This is a genomic window from Pseudarthrobacter sp. WHRI 8279, from assembly GCF_040224115.2.
Classification (GTDB): Bacteria; Actinomycetota; Actinomycetes; order Actinomycetales; family Micrococcaceae; genus Arthrobacter.
This window is the reverse complement of the sequence record NZ_CP168162.1, coordinates 323,587-340,164: the sequence shown is the minus strand read 5'-3', so window position 1 is coordinate 340,164 and position 16,578 is coordinate 323,587. Positions and strand designations below refer to the sequence as shown.

Below are 16,578 nucleotides of genomic sequence, written 5' to 3'. Positions count from 1 at the left end.
AGGGTGGGCAGGAGCCCAAAGCCAGCCGCTACTTTGCTGCCGGTTCGCCGTCCCCGGCTGCGGAAGCATAGTGCTGCGCGCTGCCCTTCCGTGGGCTGCGGGCGCCGGACGGGCCGCCGTCGAGCCACCCGTCAACCTCCTGCGCGTCGTTCCGGGCGAGGTGCTTGTGCCACAGCCGGAGCACGTGGTCCAGCAGGACGCCCAGAACGATGGCGAAGACCACCGCGATACCGGCGCTGAGGAGCGGATTGTGGTGCAGCCACGGGAAAGAGCTGGCCAGCAGGCCGATGCCGATGGAGTAGCCCACCCACGTGAAGCAGGCGAAAGCATCGAGCAGGAAGAAGCGGCGGTGCGGGAATCCCGTGCTGCCTGCGACGTAGTTGACGGCCACCCGGCCCCACGGAATGTAGCGGGCGGTGAAGATCAGCACGGCGCCGCGCTTGTCCAGCTCGTAGCGGGCCCAACTGAAGGCCTTTTGGACCTTGGGACGGCGCATCCACTTCCACCGCTTGAGCCCAATGCGCCTTCCGAGCATAAACGCCATGTTGTCCCCTGCGATGGCTCCAACCAGGGCGGTGAAGCCCAGGATCCAGAGGTTCGGCTCGCCGCTGTGCCGGGAAAAGGCCGCCAGGGCCACGATCAGCGTTTCACTGGGGACCACCATGGCGAAGCCGTCAACGAAGAAGAACACCAGCAGGAGCGGGTAGATCCACCACTGACCCGCTGCATGGAGCACGGCCTCATTAATAAACTCCACGCGGGTGTTGCTCCTATGCACATTGGCGTAGCCGTCAGTGACCGGCCAAGCGGAAATCGTCTCTAAGTCTCCCATGGGCAGGGCACCTTCGCTACGCCCCCTGCCTGCTGGAACAACGCTTCGCCTACGCTTCGGGTTCCTTCATGCGCTCCACCATTGGCGGCTGCCGCCGGAGCCGGTTGATGGCAAGGTCCACGACGATTCCCAGGGCCACCGCGCACACAATGGCGATGACCGCCCCCAGCAGGTGGTTGTCCTCGAACCACTGGCCAAAAAACAGTCCGATTCCCACCGAGTAGCCGGCCCAGAGCGTGGCGGACAGGATGGTCAGCCCCACAAAACGCAGGTGCGGATAGTGCGTTACCCCGGCGGTGAGGTTGACCGCCACCCGGCCGATCGGGACGAACCGGGCCACCAGGATCAGCGACGCAGGCCGCTTGCGCAGTTCCCTGCCGGCCCACCTGAAGGCGCTCTGCATCCGCGGCCCCCGCATCCAGGACCAGCGCCGGGTGCCCACCCTGCGGCCAATCAGGTACGCGATGTTGTCACCCGAAAAAGCACCCAGGGCGGCCACCAGCATCAGCAGCCAGGGATTGGGGACGTCGGCGGTGGCGGCGACTGCGGACAGTCCCACCACCACCGATTCGCTGGGAATGGGCGGGAAGAAGCCGTCAATGATGCAGCATGCAAGGACGACGAACAGCACCCAGGGCTGTCCTGCGGCGGCAAGGATGAAGTCATTGATGGCCTGCATGGATCCCTATGCTATTCGGTCGATGATCAACCGCTGTGCCGGCCGCGATCCCTCCGGTGCAATGACCACTGCATGTTCCAGCGCTTCCTTGGCCCGCGCAAACCGCTCCGGAGTGTCCGTAAGCAGGGTCATCAGCGGCTCCCCCGCCCGGACCGTGGCGCCGGGTTTGGCATGCATCCGGACTCCGGCGCCTGCCTGGACGGCGTCCTCCTTGCGGGCGCGCCCCGCACCGAGGCGCCATGCCGCAACGCCGACGGCGAGGGCGTCCAGCTCCACGAGCACCCCGTCCGCCGGGGCGTAGACCACCTCGGACTCGCGGGCGACGGGCAGCTTGGCCCGCGGGTCCCCGCCCTGCGCTTCAATCATGCGGTTCCAGACGTCCATGGCCCGGCCGTCCTTGAGCGCGGCGGCGGGATCGGCGTCCGACACTCCGGCGCAGGCAAGCATTTCCTCAGCGAGCCGGACCGTCAGCTCCACGACGTCGTCCGGTCCGCCGCCTGCCAGCACCTCCAGGGATTCCTCAACCTCGATGGCGTTGCCCGCCGTCAGTCCCAGCGGGGTATCCATGTTGGTGAGCAACGCCACGGTGTTCACGCCCGCGTCCTTGCCCAGCGCCACCATGGTCTCGGCAAGCTCGCGCGCCCGGGCTTCGTCCTTCATGAACGCGCCGCTGCCCACCTTGACGTCCAGGACCAGGGAGCCTGTCCCTTCGGCGATTTTCTTGCTCATGATGGACGAGGCAATCAGGGGGATGGCCTCCACCGTTCCCGTGACGTCACGCAGCGCGTAGAGCTTCCTGTCAGCGGGGGCCAGGCCTGCGCCGGCTGCACAGATCACCGCGCCCACGTCCTGGAGCTGCGCGAGCATCTCCTCGTTACTCAGGGAAGCACGCCACCCCGGGATGGATTCGAGTTTGTCCAGGGTGCCCCCGGTGTGGCCAAGCCCCCGGCCCGAGAGCTGCGGAACAGCCACCCCGAAGACCGCAACCAGCGGCGCGAGCGGCAGTGTGATCTTGTCCCCCACGCCGCCCGTTGAGTGCTTGTCCGACGTGTACTTCAGGCCGCCGTCGGGCCGGCGCAGGCTGGAGAAGTCCATCCGCTCGCCCGAGGCGATCATCGCCGCCGTCCAGCGGGCAATCTCCGTGCGGTTCATGCCGTTGAGCAGGATAGCCATGTTCAGGGCCGCCATTTGCTCGTCGGCGATGGCACCGCGGGTGTAGGCGTCAATGGTCCAGTCGATCTGTTCCGGGCTCAGGACACCTTTGTCCCGCTTCACGCGGATGATGTCGACGGCGTCGAACGGTTCGGCAATGTTGTCCACGGCGGGGGTCTGTGCCACCTTGTCAGTCACGGTGTTTCCTCCAGGTGTTGGGGACCAAAGGCGTCAGGCAACACCTGGTCCATCGTTTTGATGCCTTGGGTTGTCATGAGCTCCATGTCCGGGGCGCGGAACTCGTACAGCAGCTGGCGGCAGCGCCCGCAGGGCATCAGGACGTTTCCGCTCCCGTCCACACAGTAGAACGCGCGAAGCAGGCCGCCGCCGGTCATGTGCAGGTTGCCCACCAGCGCGCATTCGGCGCAGAGGGTGAGGCCGTAACTGGCGTTCTCCACGTTGCAGCCGCTGACCAGCCGGTCGTCGCCGGTGAGGGCCGCAGCCCCCACCGGGAACTTCGAATAGGGAACGTAGGCATGCTCCATGGCCGCGACCGCGGCAACCTTCAAAGCCTCCCAGTCAACCGGCTGCACCTTGTCGGTGCCCGTATCGCCGTCAGTGCCTGTATCGCCGCGCACTTCTGCAAGTCCGTCCACGCCGTCAGCCTTTGACATACGGAATGCCGCTGGCAGCTGGTCCCCTGGATTTACCCACCAGCCCTGCCACCGCCAGGACCGTCACCAGGTACGGGAGCATGGCCATGAACTGGCTGGGAACCGGAGTGCCAATAATGGTGACGATGCTCTGCAGGTTGTCCGCGAATCCGAACAGCAGCGCGGCGAAGAAAGCCCCGATCGGGTTCCACCGGCCGAAGATCAGGGCCGCCAGGGCAATAAAGCCGCGGCCGCCGGAGATCTCCTTGGTGAAGCTGTCGATGGCCACCAGGGTGAAGAAGGACCCGCCAATGCCGGCCACTGCCCCGCCAAGGGTGACGTTCCAAAACCGGGTGGCGTTCACGTTGATGCCCAGGGTGTCCGCCGCCTGCGGGTGCTCGCCGACCGCCCGCACGCGCAGTCCCCACCGGGTTTTGAAGAGGCCCACCCAGACCACCAGGACCGCGATGTACATCAGGTAGCCCACCAGGGACTGGCGGAACAGGATGGGGCCGATCACCGGGATGCTGGACAGGACGGGAATCTCGATGATGTCCAGGCCGGGAGGTGAGTTGAATTGCGCCTTGTTGGCCTGCATCACGGTGCTGAACAGGAAGCCGGTCACGCCGGAGACCAGCACGTTCAGGACCACGCCGACGATGATCTGGTTGACCAGGTACTTGATGCTGAACAGTGCCAGCACCATGGAAACCACGGCACCTGCCACGGCGGCGGCCAGCAGCCCGATGAAGGGGTTCTGCGTCATGCTGGCGACGATCGCAGCGGTGAAAGCCCCGCCCAGCAGCTGGCCCTCAATGGCGATGTTCACCACGCCCACCCGCTCGCACAGGACGCCGGACAATGATCCGAAGACCAGCGGAACGGCCAGGGTGACTGACCCTGCGATGAGCCCGGCCAGCGAGATGCTGGGGGTCCGGGCTCCGCCCACCACCCAGATGAGGAACGCGGCCACGAACAGGACGATGAACGCCACGGTCAGCCAGCCCGGGACGGGCTTGTCCCTGGTTTTTAGGTAGATGGCGTAGGCCGCCAGTGCCAGCAGGAGGATGGACAGCACCAGGCCGCCAACGAAGGCGTTCACCTGGAGGGCCGGCAGCTGGAAAAAGTCGCTGCCCGTGGAGATTCCGAAGCTGGCGGTCTGGTTGGGTGCGAGCAGACCGAAGAACACCAGTGCGATGACCGCGAAGGCGGCCAGGAACACGGGTGTCTTCCAGCCCACCGGCTTGGCCGAGACAGTGGCGGCGGCAGCATCTTTGCCTGCGTTTCCGGGCTGCGGGTTGCCGGGCCTGGATGAGGATACTGTCGTGCTCATGCTGCTGCACCTCCGGTGGTTGCTGCCTCGCGGGACTTGGCCGGGCGCGCGGGCTTCCGGCGCCTGGGGTTGAGGCCGAAGATGGCCCGGACCAGCGGCGGAGCCGCGATGAACAGGACAATGAGGGACTGGACCACCAGGACGATGTCGATGGGGGTTCCGGTCTGGATCTGCATCTGGACTGCTCCGGCACGGAAGGCGCCGAACAGGAGGCCCGCCGCGAAGGTGCCCCACGGCGTCGAACGTCCCAGGAGGGCAACTGTGATGGCGTCAAAACCATAGGTGGCCGCAACACCGTCGGTGAGGACCTTCTCCGTACCCGCAACCTGTGCCACGCCGGACATGCCGGCCAGCCCGCCGGCGATGGCCATGACCAGGATGGTGGAGCGGGACACGTTAATGCCCGCAGTCTGCGCTGCCTTGGGGTTTGCCCCCACCGCACGGAACTCGAAGCCCACAGTGGAGCGGTTCAGGAGCCACCACACCAGGACGGTGGCGGCTATGGCCAGGAGGAAGCCAAGGTGGAGCCGGTACTGGCTGCCGAAAATCTGCGGGTACACGGCGGTGGGGTCCAGGATGGGCGAGATCGGGTTCGACTCCCCCGGCCGCTGGAAGGCAGGAGTGTTGAGGAGGTACCGCAGGAAATACAGCGCGATGTAGTTGAACATGATGGTCAGGATGACCTCATGGGCACCGGTGCGGGCCTTGAGGACGCCCACGAGTCCGCCCCAAAAGGCACCGCCGATGATGCCGGCCACCAGGACCAGGAGCAAGTGCAGGCCCATCGGCAGGTCGAGCGCGAACCCCACCAAGGCGGCGAGGATACCGGCCACGATGATCTGGCCCTGCGCACCGATGTTGAACAGACCCGCGCGGAAGGCCAGTGCCACGCCCAGGCCGGCCGTGATGAGCGGGGTGGCGATGGTGAGGGTTTCCATGAAGGGCGCGAACTGGGCCGCCACCCCGTTGCCCCGCGGGTTGAAGACCGACCCTTGGAACAGGGCAATGTAGGACCGTGTGGCCGCGTTCCAGACGGCAGCCAGGAAGTCGGTAGGCCGGGCGAAGAAGTACGTGGCCGTGGTGGCAACCTGCCTGTCCGTGCTGGCGATGAGCAGCCCGCCGATGACGAGGGCCAGCAGCACCGCCAGGACCGAAACCATGCCGCTGCCGGTGAAAATCTTCCGGAGCAGGGTATCGGGACCACCCGGGAGCTGGCCGCTTTGGGCCGTCGCGGGGACTGCCGACGGTTCCATGGCGCCGCCGGCGGTATCAACGGATGCGATCGCTGCGGTTTCCTCGGCAGCGGGTGTGGCCTGCGGCCGCCGGTCAGCGGGCTCGCCTCCGGCGTGTTTGGGTGATTGCTGGTCAGGCATGGTCGCCTCCTTCGGCGTCGGAGGTGCTCGTGGTGTCCGCGGCCTTTCGGGCGGGGATGGCCTGGGCATGTTCCTCTGGCGGGATGCCGGCCATCATGAGGCCCAGGACATCCCGGCTGGTGCCGGCCGGGACCACACCCACGAGCTTGCCCTTGTAGAGCACGGCAATCCGGTCGGCCAGTTCCATGACCTCGTCCAGTTCGGTGGAGATGATCATCACCGGCGTGCCCTGGTCCCGTTCTGCCACAATCCGCTTGTGCAGGAATTCGATGCTTCCCACGTCCACGCCGCGGGTGGGCTGGGAGGCAATGAACAGGCGCAGCGGGCGGGACAGCTCTCGGGCCATCACCACCTTCTGCTGGTTTCCGCCGGACAATGTTCCAGCGGCAAGTGCACCCGACGGGGTCCGGACATCGAACTCTTCGATCCGGGTCCTGGCATTCTCGAGCACCCTGGCAGGGCTCATGCTGATGCCCTTGGCAAAGGGGGGTTGGTCGTACCGGTCCAGGATCAGGTTCTCCGCAATCGAAAAGGTCCCGATCAGGCCGTCCACGGAGCGGTCCTCGGGGACGAACCCGACGCCTGCATTCAGCACCTCTTTGACGCTGCGGCCCAGGAGTTCCTGACCGTCCAGCAGGATGGAACCGTGGACGCGGTCCTGGAGGCCGAGGATGGCCTCGGTCAGTTCCGTCTGGCCGTTGCCCTGCACGCCGGCTACCGCAAGGATTTCTCCGCGGGCAATATCAAAGCTGAGTCCGTCCACAACGTGCTGGCCATTGGGGGCGATAACAGTCAGGTCCCGGACCTCGAACGTCTTCTCCTTCGGCTGTGCCGGGGCCTTGTCCAGGGTGAGGCTGACGGCGCGGCCAACCATCATGGACGCCAGTTCGGTGGTGGAAGCAGCCGGGTCAGCCGTCCCTACCACCTTGCCGCGCCGGATCACGGTGATGGTGTCCGAGACTGCCTTAACCTCCCGCAGCTTGTGCGAAATGAAGACGATGGACGTCCCGCCGGACTTGAGCTGCCGCATGATGTCCAGCAGTTCATCGGTTTCCTGGGGTGTCAGGACGGCGGTGGGTTCGTCCAGGATGAGGACCTTGGCGTTGCGGACCAGCGCCTTGATGATTTCAACGCGCTGCTGGACGCCCACGGGCAGGTCCTCCACGAGGGCGTCGGGGTCAACGTCGAACCCGTACTGGTCCGAGATTTCTTTGATCCGGCGGCGGGTCTCGTCCAGGTTGAGGAAGCCGGCGGCCTTGGTGGGCTCGGCCCCGAGCGCCACGTTCTCCGCGACGGTGAAGACGGGAACCAGCATGAAGTGCTGGTGGACCATGCCGATGCCCGCCTCCATGGCGTCACCGGGCCCGCGGAAGGAAACACGCTTGCCGTCAACCAGGATTTCGCCCTCGGACGGTTCATACAGGCCATACAGCACGTTCATGAGGGTGGACTTTCCGGCCCCGTTTTCACCCAGGAGACAGTGGATCTGTCCGGGCTCAACCACCACGTCGATGTGGTCGTTGGCAAGCAGGGTGCCGAAGCGTTTAGTGATCCCTCTGAGTTCAAGTTTCAAAACTCTGACCAATCTCGATGCGTCCAGTGATCGACCGGACGGGATATGTGGCTGCAGCACCAGCCTAGTGGGTGCAGTCCTGGGATACGCGGGCTGCCGTCCGGTGCGGGGCAGTCAGCAAAAAGCGCCACCGCCCGGCCAGTCGGTAACCGGCCGGGGGTGGCGCTCAGGCAGGGATCAGGCCTTCGGGCTTGCCGCCGATTCGACCTTCAGTTTCCCGTCGATGATGTCCTTCTCGATCTGCTCAAGCTCGGACTTCAGTTCTGCGGGGACCTGGGAGTCGAGGTCGTGGAACGGCGCCAGCTGGACGCCTTCGTTGGCCAGCGTGCCCACGTACGGGGTGTTGTCGAAGTTGCCTTCTTTGTCCTCCTTGACCACGTTCTCCACGGCGTCGCCCATGGTCTTCATGACGGAGGACAGCATGATGTCCTTGTAGTCGGGAGCAGTGAGGTAGCCGTCGGAGTCAACCCAGATCAGCTTGACGTCCTTGCCGGCAGCCTTGGCTTCCTTGAGCGCGGAGCCGGCACCCTTGCCCACCGGACCGGCTACGGGCATCACGATGTCCGCGCCCTGGTCCAGGAAGTTCTGGGTGAGCTGCTTGCCGACGTCCTGCTTCTCGAAGTCGCCGGTGAAGCTGCCGTCCTGGGCTTCCTTGTTCCAGCCAAGGAGTTTGACGTCCTTGCCCTTCTGTTCGTTGTAGTACTTGACGCCGTCAGCGTAGCCGTCCATGAAGATCGTTACGGTGGGAAGCTTGATGCCGCCGAAGGTGGCAACCGTGCCGGTCTTGGTGGTGCCGGCTGCGAGGTACCCGGCGAGGAACGCGGCCTGGGCGGTGTCGTAGATGATCGGCTTGACGTTGGCTATCGGGGTCTCGTAGCCGAAGTCGACAATCGCAAAGTGGCTGTCCGGGTTGGCCTCAGCCTGGGCCTTGGTGGCGTCGCCCAGCAGGAACCCCACCGTGACGGTGAGATCGCAGCCGGCACTGACCATGGCGCGCAGGTTCGGCTCGAAGTCGTTGTTGGTCTTGGACTCAACCTGGTTGACCTTGATACCCAGGTCGGTCTCGGCCTTCTTCAGACCCTCGTAGGAGGACTGGTTGAAGGACTGGTCATCGAACCCGCCGGAGTCGGAGACAATACAGCCGGTGTAGTCGCTGGCTTCGGCCGTTGAGGGGCTCCCGGCTTCGGGTGCTGCGCCGCAGGCGGTCAACAGGAGCGCCGAAGCACCGAGGGTAGCCACGCCGGCCATTGAACCCCGTTTGAAGCTTGCACGCAGTGAGTTCTTCAATTTTCCTCCAGGATGAAGAGAGAGGCGCTACGGCTCGAATTCAATGAGTGTCCGTTTCTGCACTGAAATTCTGTTTTCACTGAGGGCACGCAGCACTGCGCCGGAGCGCACTGATGGCACCAACTTTAGTGGCCTGCGCCACGTGCCCGTAGCACGCCGGCGGGGTATCCCGAAGATTGTTTACAAGTTGTTACCAACCAGTAGGGGTGCCGCAGAAAAGCGGCACCCCTACTGGATGAACGGGGCCGGTCAGCCCTGGAGCCGGACCAGCATTTTTCCGGTGTTGGCACCGTCCAGGAGGTCCATGAACGCCTGGGGAGCGTTCTCCAGGCCATCAACGATCGTCTCGTCGTACCGGACAGTGCCGTCAGCCAGCCAGCCCCCCATCTTCCCGGCGAACTCCGCGGCGTGCTGCCGCTGGCCGCCTACCAGGAACCCCTTGAGCGTCAGCTGCTTTCCGATCGCGAGCATCAGGTTGCGGGGCGCGGGGGTAGGTTCGGTCGAGTTGTACTGGGCTATGGCACCGCACATGGCTACCCGTCCGCCCACGTTGAGGACGGACAGCGCCGCTTCAAGATGCTCCCCGCCCACGTTGTCGAAGTAGACATCGATGCCGTTGGGGCCGGCAGCGTTTTCCAACTGCTCCCGCACCGGGCCGTCGTGGTAATCGAAGGCGGCGTCAAAGCCGAGCTCCAGCAGCCGGGCCACCTTTGCGGGCGAGCCCGCCGAGCCGATGACGCGCGAAGCGCCCATTGCCTTGGCAATCTGGCCCACCAGCGAGCCCACGGCTCCGGCCGCACCGGAGACGAACACCGCATCTCCCGGAGCGAACGCCGCAACTTTCAGCAGCCCTGCATAGGCCGTGAGTCCGGTCATGCCCAGGGCTCCCAGGAACGCGGACGCCGGCGCCAGCCCAGTGTCGGCGGTGGTGGCCGCATCTTCCTCAACCACCGCGTATTCCCGCCAGCCAAGGGAATGCACGACGACGTCGCCCTCCTTGTGCCGGCTGGAACGGGAGGCCAGCACCTCGCCCACCGCGCCGCCGTCGAGCGCTTTGTCCAGGGCGAACGGAGCGGAATAGGACTTCACGTCATTCATGCGGCCGCGCATGTAGGGATCAACCGAGATGAACAGGTTCCGGACCAGGATCTGGCCGTCACCAAGTTCGGGCAGCGCAGACTCGGCCAGCCGGAAATTCTCCGGGACGGGACGGCCCACCGGGCGCGAGGCCAGCTGGATTTCGCGGGTAACGGAAGGAAGGCTCATGCGGCGAACTCCAGGATCTTGATGTCTACGGAAATATTGCCGCGGGTTGCGTTGGAGTAGGGGCAGATCTGGTGCGCCTTGGCCACCAGCGCCTCGGCGGTGGCAAGGTCCAGCGCGGGCAGCGCAATCTCCAGCTCAACGGCAAGTCCAAAGCCGGCGTCCTCGAGCTGGCCCAGGTGCACTTTCGCGGCCACGGCGGAGTCGGTCAGGTCGGCCTGTTCCTTGCGGCCAACCAGCCGGAGGGCAGAGTGGAAGCAGGCCGCATAGCCGGCGGCAAACAGCTGCTCAGGGTTGGTCCCCTGGCCGCTTCCGCCCAGTTCGACAGGGCTGGACAGGGTGACATCCAGCTTTCCGTCGTTGGTCCGTGCAGTGCCGTCGCGTCCTTCGCCCGAAGCGAGGGCCTCGGCAGTGTAAAGAGGTTTCACGGTTATCCGTCCTGTTGGTGGGTTGAAAGTTTCGGACCGGTGCTGTCAATGAGCATCGTGCAGGGCGGCCGTCAGCCGGCCCAGCGTGTCGCGCAGCTGGTCGAGTTCCTCTGCGGTCAGCCCCGCGGCCTGCGCGAGCCGCTGCGGTATGGCACCGGCTTTGCCGCTCAGCTCCCGGCCGGCGGGAGTCAAGTGGATGGCGACGCGGCGCTCATCCTCGCCGGACCGGCGCCGCTCACAGAGCCCCAGGGCCTCCAGCCGCTTCAGCAGCGGGGACAGGGTGCCGGAGTCCAGCCCGAGCTCCTCGCCGATCTCCTTCACGCCGCGGGGCTCGTTCTCCCACAGCACGAGCATCACGAGGTACTGCGGATAGGTCAGGCCCAGCTCCTCGAGGACGGGGCGGTAAACCGCGGTGGCAGCCCGGGAGGCGGAATAGAGCGCAAAGCAGACCTGGTGGTCCAGCCTGGGTGCATCGGTCATACAATAAACGATAGTACACAAGTAAGTTGTGCACAACTTACTTGTGCTCCCTAGGCAAAGTGAAGGGTAAGGCCCGACGACCGCGGGCGGCGTGGGCCTACCGGTGGCGGATGGTGCGCAGGGCCGCCGCGGTCAGGACCCGGACACCCAGGCCGAGGGCCTGCTCGTCCACGATGTAATCACCGCGGTGCAGGTCGTACTCCTCGCCGCCGGGAGTCTTGGTGCCCAGCCGCATCATGGCACCGGGAAGTTCGGCGAGGAACCAGGCGAAGTCCTCCCCGCCCATGGACTGCGGCGTGAGGACCACGGCATCTTCGCCGATTTCGGCGCGGGCGGCCGCCTCGATGATGGCGGTTTCGTGTTCGGAGTTGACCACCGGGGGGACTCCCCTGGTGTGCTCGAGCCGGACATCCACGCCGTAGGGTGCCGCTACCTGGTGGACCACCTCGTCCAGGAGCTCGCCGGCCTCGTGCCAGGCGTCGCGGTCCAGGCAGCGCATGGTTCCCGCCATGTAGCCGGTGCCGGGAATGGCGTTGGGTGCGGATCCTGCGGAGATCTGCCCCCAGACCACGGAGACTCCGCTGCGGACATCCACCCGGCGTGACAGGACGGCGGGCACGTTGACCGCGATCTGTGCCAGCGCGAACACCAGCTCTTCGGTCAGGTGCGGGCGGGAGGTGTGCCCGCCGCGCCCGGAAAGCTCGATGCGGATGGTGTCCGAGGCTGAGGTGATGGCGCCGATGCGGGTACCGATCTTGCCCACCTCGATCCGCGGATCGCAGTGCAGTGCCAGGATCCGCGGAACTCCCTCCAGCACGCCCTGCTCGATGCAGGCGTGGGCGCCGCCGGGCATGGTTTCCTCGGCAGGCTGGAAGATGATGCGGACCGTGGCCCCCAGCGGCTCTTCCTGGTGCATCCGGTGCAGTACCAGGGCGATGCCCAGCATTGTGGTGGTGTGGACGTCGTGGCCGCAGGCGTGGGTGACGCCGTGGTTCTTCGAGGCGAAGGGCAGGCCTGTTTCCTCAATGATGGGCAGGGCGTCGATATCACCGCGCAGCGCTGTGGCGATGGGCCCCTCCCCCACGTCCACCGTGAGGCCGGTTCCCTCAAGGCGGCGGGGCGCGAGCCCCGCAGCCTCAAGCCGCTCGGCCAGCTTGTCCGTGGTGCGGAACTCCTTGAATGACAGTTCCGGATGCGCGTGCAGGTCCCGCCGGAAGTCGATCAGTTCCGGCAGGAGGGGCTCGAGCCAGGGAGCCACCAGGTCGGTGGGCTCGGCTTCAGTAGTGTAGTTGCGCACTGTTTCACTCTAGCGAGGGTCAGCTGATTACCGGCCATCACGGTCGCAGCGTTACATCAAAGGACGTCGGTGTCGCCGCTGGCCTTCAGGGCGTCGACGGCGGCCTTCACCCGCTGCGAGTTTGCCATGGTGGTCACCAGGAGTGCATCGGGTGTGTCAACGATGACGACGTCCTGGATCCCGATCAGGGCAATGACGCGCTTGGTGTCGGTAACCACTACACCGGAAGAGTTCTCCGTGAAGACGCGCGCGCCTTCACCCAGCACGGTGACGTCGTCGACTTCCTTGGCACTGTTGAGCCGGCCCACGGAGGCGAAGTCCCCCACGTCGTCCCAGCGGAAGGAACCGGGCACGACGGCGACGTCCCCGGCTTCGGCGGCGGGCTCGGCCACCGCGTAGTCGATGGCAATTTTCGGCAGGGTGGGCCATACCCGGGCGGTGACCTCGTCACGGGCGGGGGTGTCCCAGGCCTGGGCGATTTCCTGCAAGCCCCTGAACAGTTCGGGCTGGTTGGCTTCCAGGTGCTTGAGCAGAAGGGCAACCGGGGCAACAAACATTCCGGCGTTCCATACGTAGTTGCCGCTGTCCACGTACTGCTGGGCTACTTCCTCGTCCGGCTTTTCCACGAACTCCACCACGTCAAGTGCACTGGGGGCACCTTCGATGTGCAGTTCCTGGCCGGAGCGGATGTAGCCGAACCCCGTGGAGGGGTGGGTGGGCTTGATGCCGATGGTCACGATCTTGCCGGCCGCAGCTGTGTGGATTGCCTCGCGGACGGCCTGCTGGAAGAGGTGGTCCGGGCTGATCACCTGGTCAGCGGCGAATGAACCCATGATGGTGTCCGGATCGCGTTCGTGCAGGATAGCCGCTGCAAGGCCGATCGCGGCCGCGGAGTCCTTCGGCTCGGACTCGAGGACGAGGTCCGAATCGTGGAGTTCGGGGAGCTGGCGGCACACGGCGTCCCGGTGGGCTTTTCCGGTGACCACCAGCATCTTGCTGCCGGCGAGCGGATGCAGCCGGTCGTAGGTGGCGCGCAGGAGTGTACTGCCCGAGCCGGTGAGGTCGTGAAGGAATTTGGGAGCTGCGGCGCGTGACAGGGGCCAGAGGCGGGTCCCCACACCGCCGGCCGGGATCACCGCAATGAAGCGGTCAAGGGGTGATGCCGGGCTTGTCACTGTGTCTGTACTCATCACCGCCTACTTTAGCGGAACCCCGGCGCGCCGCTTCCGGCGGGACTTTACCGCCCCGGATCCGCCGTGACGCAACCGTGCACCGCACACCCGCACGGGGCAGTGTGTCCTTTGTCTCATAAATTTGGAAGATCCGCGCCACTGCTGGTCACCAAGGAGCTCCTAAATTGAATAAGCTGTTAGCGGAGCCTAGATTTAGGCTCGAGCTACGAGTGCTCTCGCAGCAGGCGTTCCCCCCGCGTGGATCTCATGCCAGCGCCGCTGTGTTGCAGGGAGGTTTATCAGTGCCGACAAAACCAGCTGGCACCTTGTACCGCGGCCGTGAAGGCATGTGGTCCTGGGTAGGACACCGCATTACCGGTGTAGTGATCTTTTTCTTCTTGTTGGTCCACGTTTTGGACACCTCCTTGGTGCGTGTGTCTCCCGAGGCCTACACCGCCGTGATCGGTGCGTACAAGAACCCCCTTATGGCCCTGGGCGAGACCGGCCTTGTCGCTGCCATCGTTTTCCACGCGTTCAACGGCCTGCGCATCATTGCTGTTGACTTCTGGAAGAAGGGCGCCAAGTACCAGCGGCAGATGCTGTGGGCAGTCCTTGGCCTGTGGCTGGTCACCATGGTCGCCTTCTCCATCCGCCACCTGTCCCTCGCCCTGGGAGGTCACTAAGCCATGAGTGCAACAATCGAGAGCCCCCGCAGCGGGCGGATCGCCCCCCAGTACCGCCGTCACGGTGGCAGCAAGGGCAACTTCGAGATGATCGCCTGGCTCTTCATGCGCCTGTCCGGCGTGGTCCTGGTAGTCCTCATCTTCGGGCACCTCTTCGTGAACCTCCTTGTGGGGGAAGGCATCAAGGCCATCGACTTCGGTTTCGTGGCCGGCAAATGGGCTGACCCGTTCTGGCAGTTCTGGGACCTTGCGATGCTGTGGCTGGCCATGCTGCACGGAACCAACGGCGTGCGCACCATCATCAACGACTACGCAGAAAAGGACTCAACCCGCCGCTGGCTGAAGACCGTCCTTTACTCGGCCACGGTGGTCATCATCGTCCTGGGCACCCTGGTGATCTTCACCTTCGATCCCTGCCCCGTGGTTGACGGCGTTCCCCTGCCTGGCGGATTCTGCCCTGCCTAGCACCAGCACCACCCCGGGCCCGCGGGAATCTCCGCGGGCCCTGTTTTGCGGCGCAGGCAACGCCCGCCCGTTGTTTTATAGCGAATTTTGAGAGAAAGAGCATCTGGTATGCAGGTCCATAAGTACGACGTCGTCATCGTCGGTGCCGGTGGCGCCGGCATGCGCGCCGCGATCGAATCCGGTCAGCGCGCGCGCACAGCAGTACTGACCAAGCTCTACCCCACCCGCTCGCACACAGGTGCCGCGCAGGGTGGCATGTGTGCAGCACTCGCCAACGTCGAGGAAGACAACTGGGAGTGGCACACGTTCGACACCATCAAGGGCGGGGACTACCTGGTTGACCAGGACGCCGCCGAGGTCATGGCGAAGGAAGCCATCGACGCCGTGCTGGACCTGGAAAAGATGGGCCTGCCGTTCAACCGCACGCCCGAGGGCCGGATTGACCAGCGCCGCTTCGGCGGCCACACCCGCGACCACGGCAAGGCCCCGGTGCGCCGTGCCTGCTACGCCGCAGACCGCACCGGCCACATGATCCTGCAGACCCTGTACCAGAACTGCGTCAAGCACAACGTTGAGTTCTACAACGAGTACTACGTCCTGGACCTGCTGACCGTTGAAGAAGACGCTGTCCGCGAGGACGGCACGCCCTACAAGCAGAAGCGTGTTGCCGGCGTGGTGTCCTACGACCTCGCCTCCGGTGAACTGCACGTCTTCCAGGCCAAGTCCGTGGTGTTCGCCTCCGGCGGCGCGGGCAAGGTCTTCAAGACCACCTCCAACGCACACACCCTCACCGGTGACGGCATGGGCATCGCCTTCCGCCGCGGCATTCCCCTGGAGGACATGGAATTCTTCCAGTTCCACCCGACAGGCCTCGCCGGCCTGGGCATCCTGCTTTCCGAAGCCGCCCGTGGCGAGGGTGCCATCCTCCGCAACTCCGAGGGTGAGCGCTTCATGGAGCGCTACGCCCCCACCATCAAGGACCTGGCACCCCGCGACATCGTGGCCCGTTCCATGGCCAACGAGGTCCGCGAAGGCCGCGGCTGCGGCCCGAACAAGGACTACGTCCTCCTGGACCTCACGCACCTGGAGCCCGCGCACATCGATGCCAAGCTGCCGGACATCACCGAGTTCGCCCGCACCTACCTCGGCGTTGAGCCCTACACGGAGCCGGTCCCGGTGTTCCCGACGGCGCACTACGCCATGGGCGGCATCCCCACCAACATCACCACCGAAGTCCTGCAGGACAACGACACCGTGGTCCCCGGACTGTATGCAGCCGGCGAGGTGGCCTGCGTTTCGGTGCACGGCTCCAACCGCCTGGGCACCAACTCGCTGCTGGACATCAACGTGTTCGGCAAGCGCGCCGGCATCGCGGCGGCCGAGTACGCCAAGACGGCCGACTTCGTGGAACTGCCGGAGAACCCGGTGGCCTACACCACCGAACTGCTGGACATTGCCCGGAACGGCACCGGCGACGAAAAGGTGGCCGTGATCCGCAAGGAACTCCAGGACACCATGGACGCCAACATGCAGGTGTTCCGCACGGCGGAAACCCTGAACCAGGTCCTGCGCGACATCGCCTCCTTCGAGGAGCGGTACAAGCGGATCAACGTCCAGGACAAGGGCAAGCGCTTCAACCTTGACCTGCTCGAAGCCGTTGAACTCGGGTTCCTGCTGGAACTGGCCAAGGTAATGACCGTTGCAGCCCTCTACCGCGAGGAATCCCGCGGCGGACACTTCCGCGAGGACTTCCCGGACCGCAACGACGAAAAATTCATGAAGCACTCCATGGCGTACAAGGATGACCACGCGCCGGCAGACGGATCGGCAGAGTCAATCGCCGGCATCCGCCTGGCCACCAAGCCGGTCGTCTTTACCCGCTACGAGCCGATGGTGAGGAAGTACTAA

At 65.3% G+C, this 16,578-nt stretch carries 16 protein-coding genes; 3 read left to right on the top strand and 13 right to left on the bottom strand.

Going from position 1 to position 16,578, the window contains the following annotated elements:
• Window positions 1-28: 28 nt before the first annotated feature.
• From ABRP28_RS01570 to ABRP28_RS01510, 13 genes are all read right to left on the bottom strand, one after another.
• Entirely contained in the window at window positions 29-757 is a 729-nt protein-coding gene (locus ABRP28_RS01570) for a DedA family protein (RefSeq protein ID WP_350004265.1), read from the bottom strand.
• 124 nt (window positions 758-881) lie between these two features.
• Window positions 882-1,511: a DedA family protein gene (locus ABRP28_RS01565; protein ID WP_350004266.1), complete on the bottom strand. Its 630-nt coding sequence runs from the start codon at window positions 1,509-1,511 to the stop codon at window positions 882-884.
• A gap of 6 nt (window positions 1,512-1,517) precedes the next feature.
• Entirely contained in the window at window positions 1,518-2,861 is a 1,344-nt protein-coding gene (locus ABRP28_RS01560) for a thymidine phosphorylase (protein WP_350004267.1), read from the bottom strand.
• Window positions 2,858-3,256, bottom strand: coding sequence for a cytidine deaminase (locus ABRP28_RS01555; RefSeq protein ID WP_350004364.1), 399 nt, complete (start codon window positions 3,254-3,256; stop codon window positions 2,858-2,860). Before ABRP28_RS01555 ends, ABRP28_RS01560 begins: the two co-directional genes overlap by 4 nt.
• Window positions 3,257-3,323: 67 nt before the next feature.
• A complete protein-coding gene (locus tag ABRP28_RS01550; protein ID WP_350004268.1) occupies window positions 3,324-4,649 on the bottom strand; it encodes an ABC transporter permease in 1,326 nt (441 codons plus the stop codon).
• A complete protein-coding gene (locus tag ABRP28_RS01545) occupies window positions 4,646-6,022 on the bottom strand; it encodes an ABC transporter permease (RefSeq protein ID WP_350004269.1) in 1,377 nt (458 codons plus the stop codon). Before ABRP28_RS01545 ends, ABRP28_RS01550 begins: the two co-directional genes overlap by 4 nt.
• Entirely contained in the window at window positions 6,015-7,595 is a 1,581-nt protein-coding gene (locus tag ABRP28_RS01540) for an ABC transporter ATP-binding protein (RefSeq protein ID WP_350004270.1), read from the bottom strand. Before ABRP28_RS01540 ends, ABRP28_RS01545 begins: the two co-directional genes overlap by 8 nt.
• A gap of 177 nt (window positions 7,596-7,772) precedes the next feature.
• Window positions 7,773-8,843 (bottom strand): BMP family ABC transporter substrate-binding protein, encoded by a 1,071-nt coding sequence (locus ABRP28_RS01535; RefSeq protein WP_350004365.1) that lies wholly within the window; start codon window positions 8,841-8,843, stop codon window positions 7,773-7,775.
• Window positions 8,844-9,131: 288 nt separating this feature from the next.
• Window positions 9,132-10,148, bottom strand: a complete 1,017-nt coding sequence (locus tag ABRP28_RS01530) for an NADP-dependent oxidoreductase (protein WP_350004271.1) — start codon at window positions 10,146-10,148, stop codon at window positions 9,132-9,134.
• A complete protein-coding gene (locus tag ABRP28_RS01525; protein WP_350004272.1) occupies window positions 10,145-10,573 on the bottom strand; it encodes an organic hydroperoxide resistance protein in 429 nt (142 codons plus the stop codon). The genes ABRP28_RS01530 and ABRP28_RS01525 overlap by 4 nt, the downstream gene beginning before the upstream one ends.
• A gap of 45 nt (window positions 10,574-10,618) precedes the next feature.
• On the bottom strand, window positions 10,619-11,053 hold the full coding sequence (locus ABRP28_RS01520) for a MarR family transcriptional regulator (protein WP_350004273.1): 435 nt from the start codon (window positions 11,051-11,053) through the stop codon (window positions 10,619-10,621).
• A 97-nt stretch (window positions 11,054-11,150) separates the two neighbouring features.
• The gene (locus tag ABRP28_RS01515) at window positions 11,151-12,350 is read right to left on the bottom strand and encodes an amidohydrolase (RefSeq protein WP_350004274.1); all 1,200 of its coding nucleotides are present in this window, start codon (window positions 12,348-12,350) and stop codon (window positions 11,151-11,153) included.
• Between the two features lie 56 nt (window positions 12,351-12,406).
• Entirely contained in the window at window positions 12,407-13,540 is a 1,134-nt protein-coding gene (locus tag ABRP28_RS01510) for a mannose-1-phosphate guanylyltransferase (RefSeq protein ID WP_231457912.1), read from the bottom strand.
• A gap of 284 nt (window positions 13,541-13,824) precedes the next feature.
• Between ABRP28_RS01510 and sdhC the strand changes: the two genes are divergently transcribed.
• The 3 genes from sdhC (at window position 13,825) to sdhA (ending at window position 16,578) form a co-directional block, all read left to right on the top strand.
• The gene (sdhC, locus tag ABRP28_RS01505) at window positions 13,825-14,205 is read left to right on the top strand and encodes a succinate dehydrogenase, cytochrome b556 subunit (RefSeq protein WP_074446982.1); all 381 of its coding nucleotides are present in this window, start codon (window positions 13,825-13,827) and stop codon (window positions 14,203-14,205) included.
• Window positions 14,206-14,208: 3 nt separating this feature from the next.
• A complete protein-coding gene (locus ABRP28_RS01500) occupies window positions 14,209-14,670 on the top strand; it encodes a succinate dehydrogenase hydrophobic membrane anchor subunit (protein ID WP_231457913.1) in 462 nt (153 codons plus the stop codon).
• 108 nt (window positions 14,671-14,778) lie between these two features.
• Complete coding sequence (sdhA, locus tag ABRP28_RS01495) at window positions 14,779-16,578, top strand: succinate dehydrogenase flavoprotein subunit (RefSeq protein WP_231457914.1); 1,800 nt, start codon at window positions 14,779-14,781, stop codon at window positions 16,576-16,578.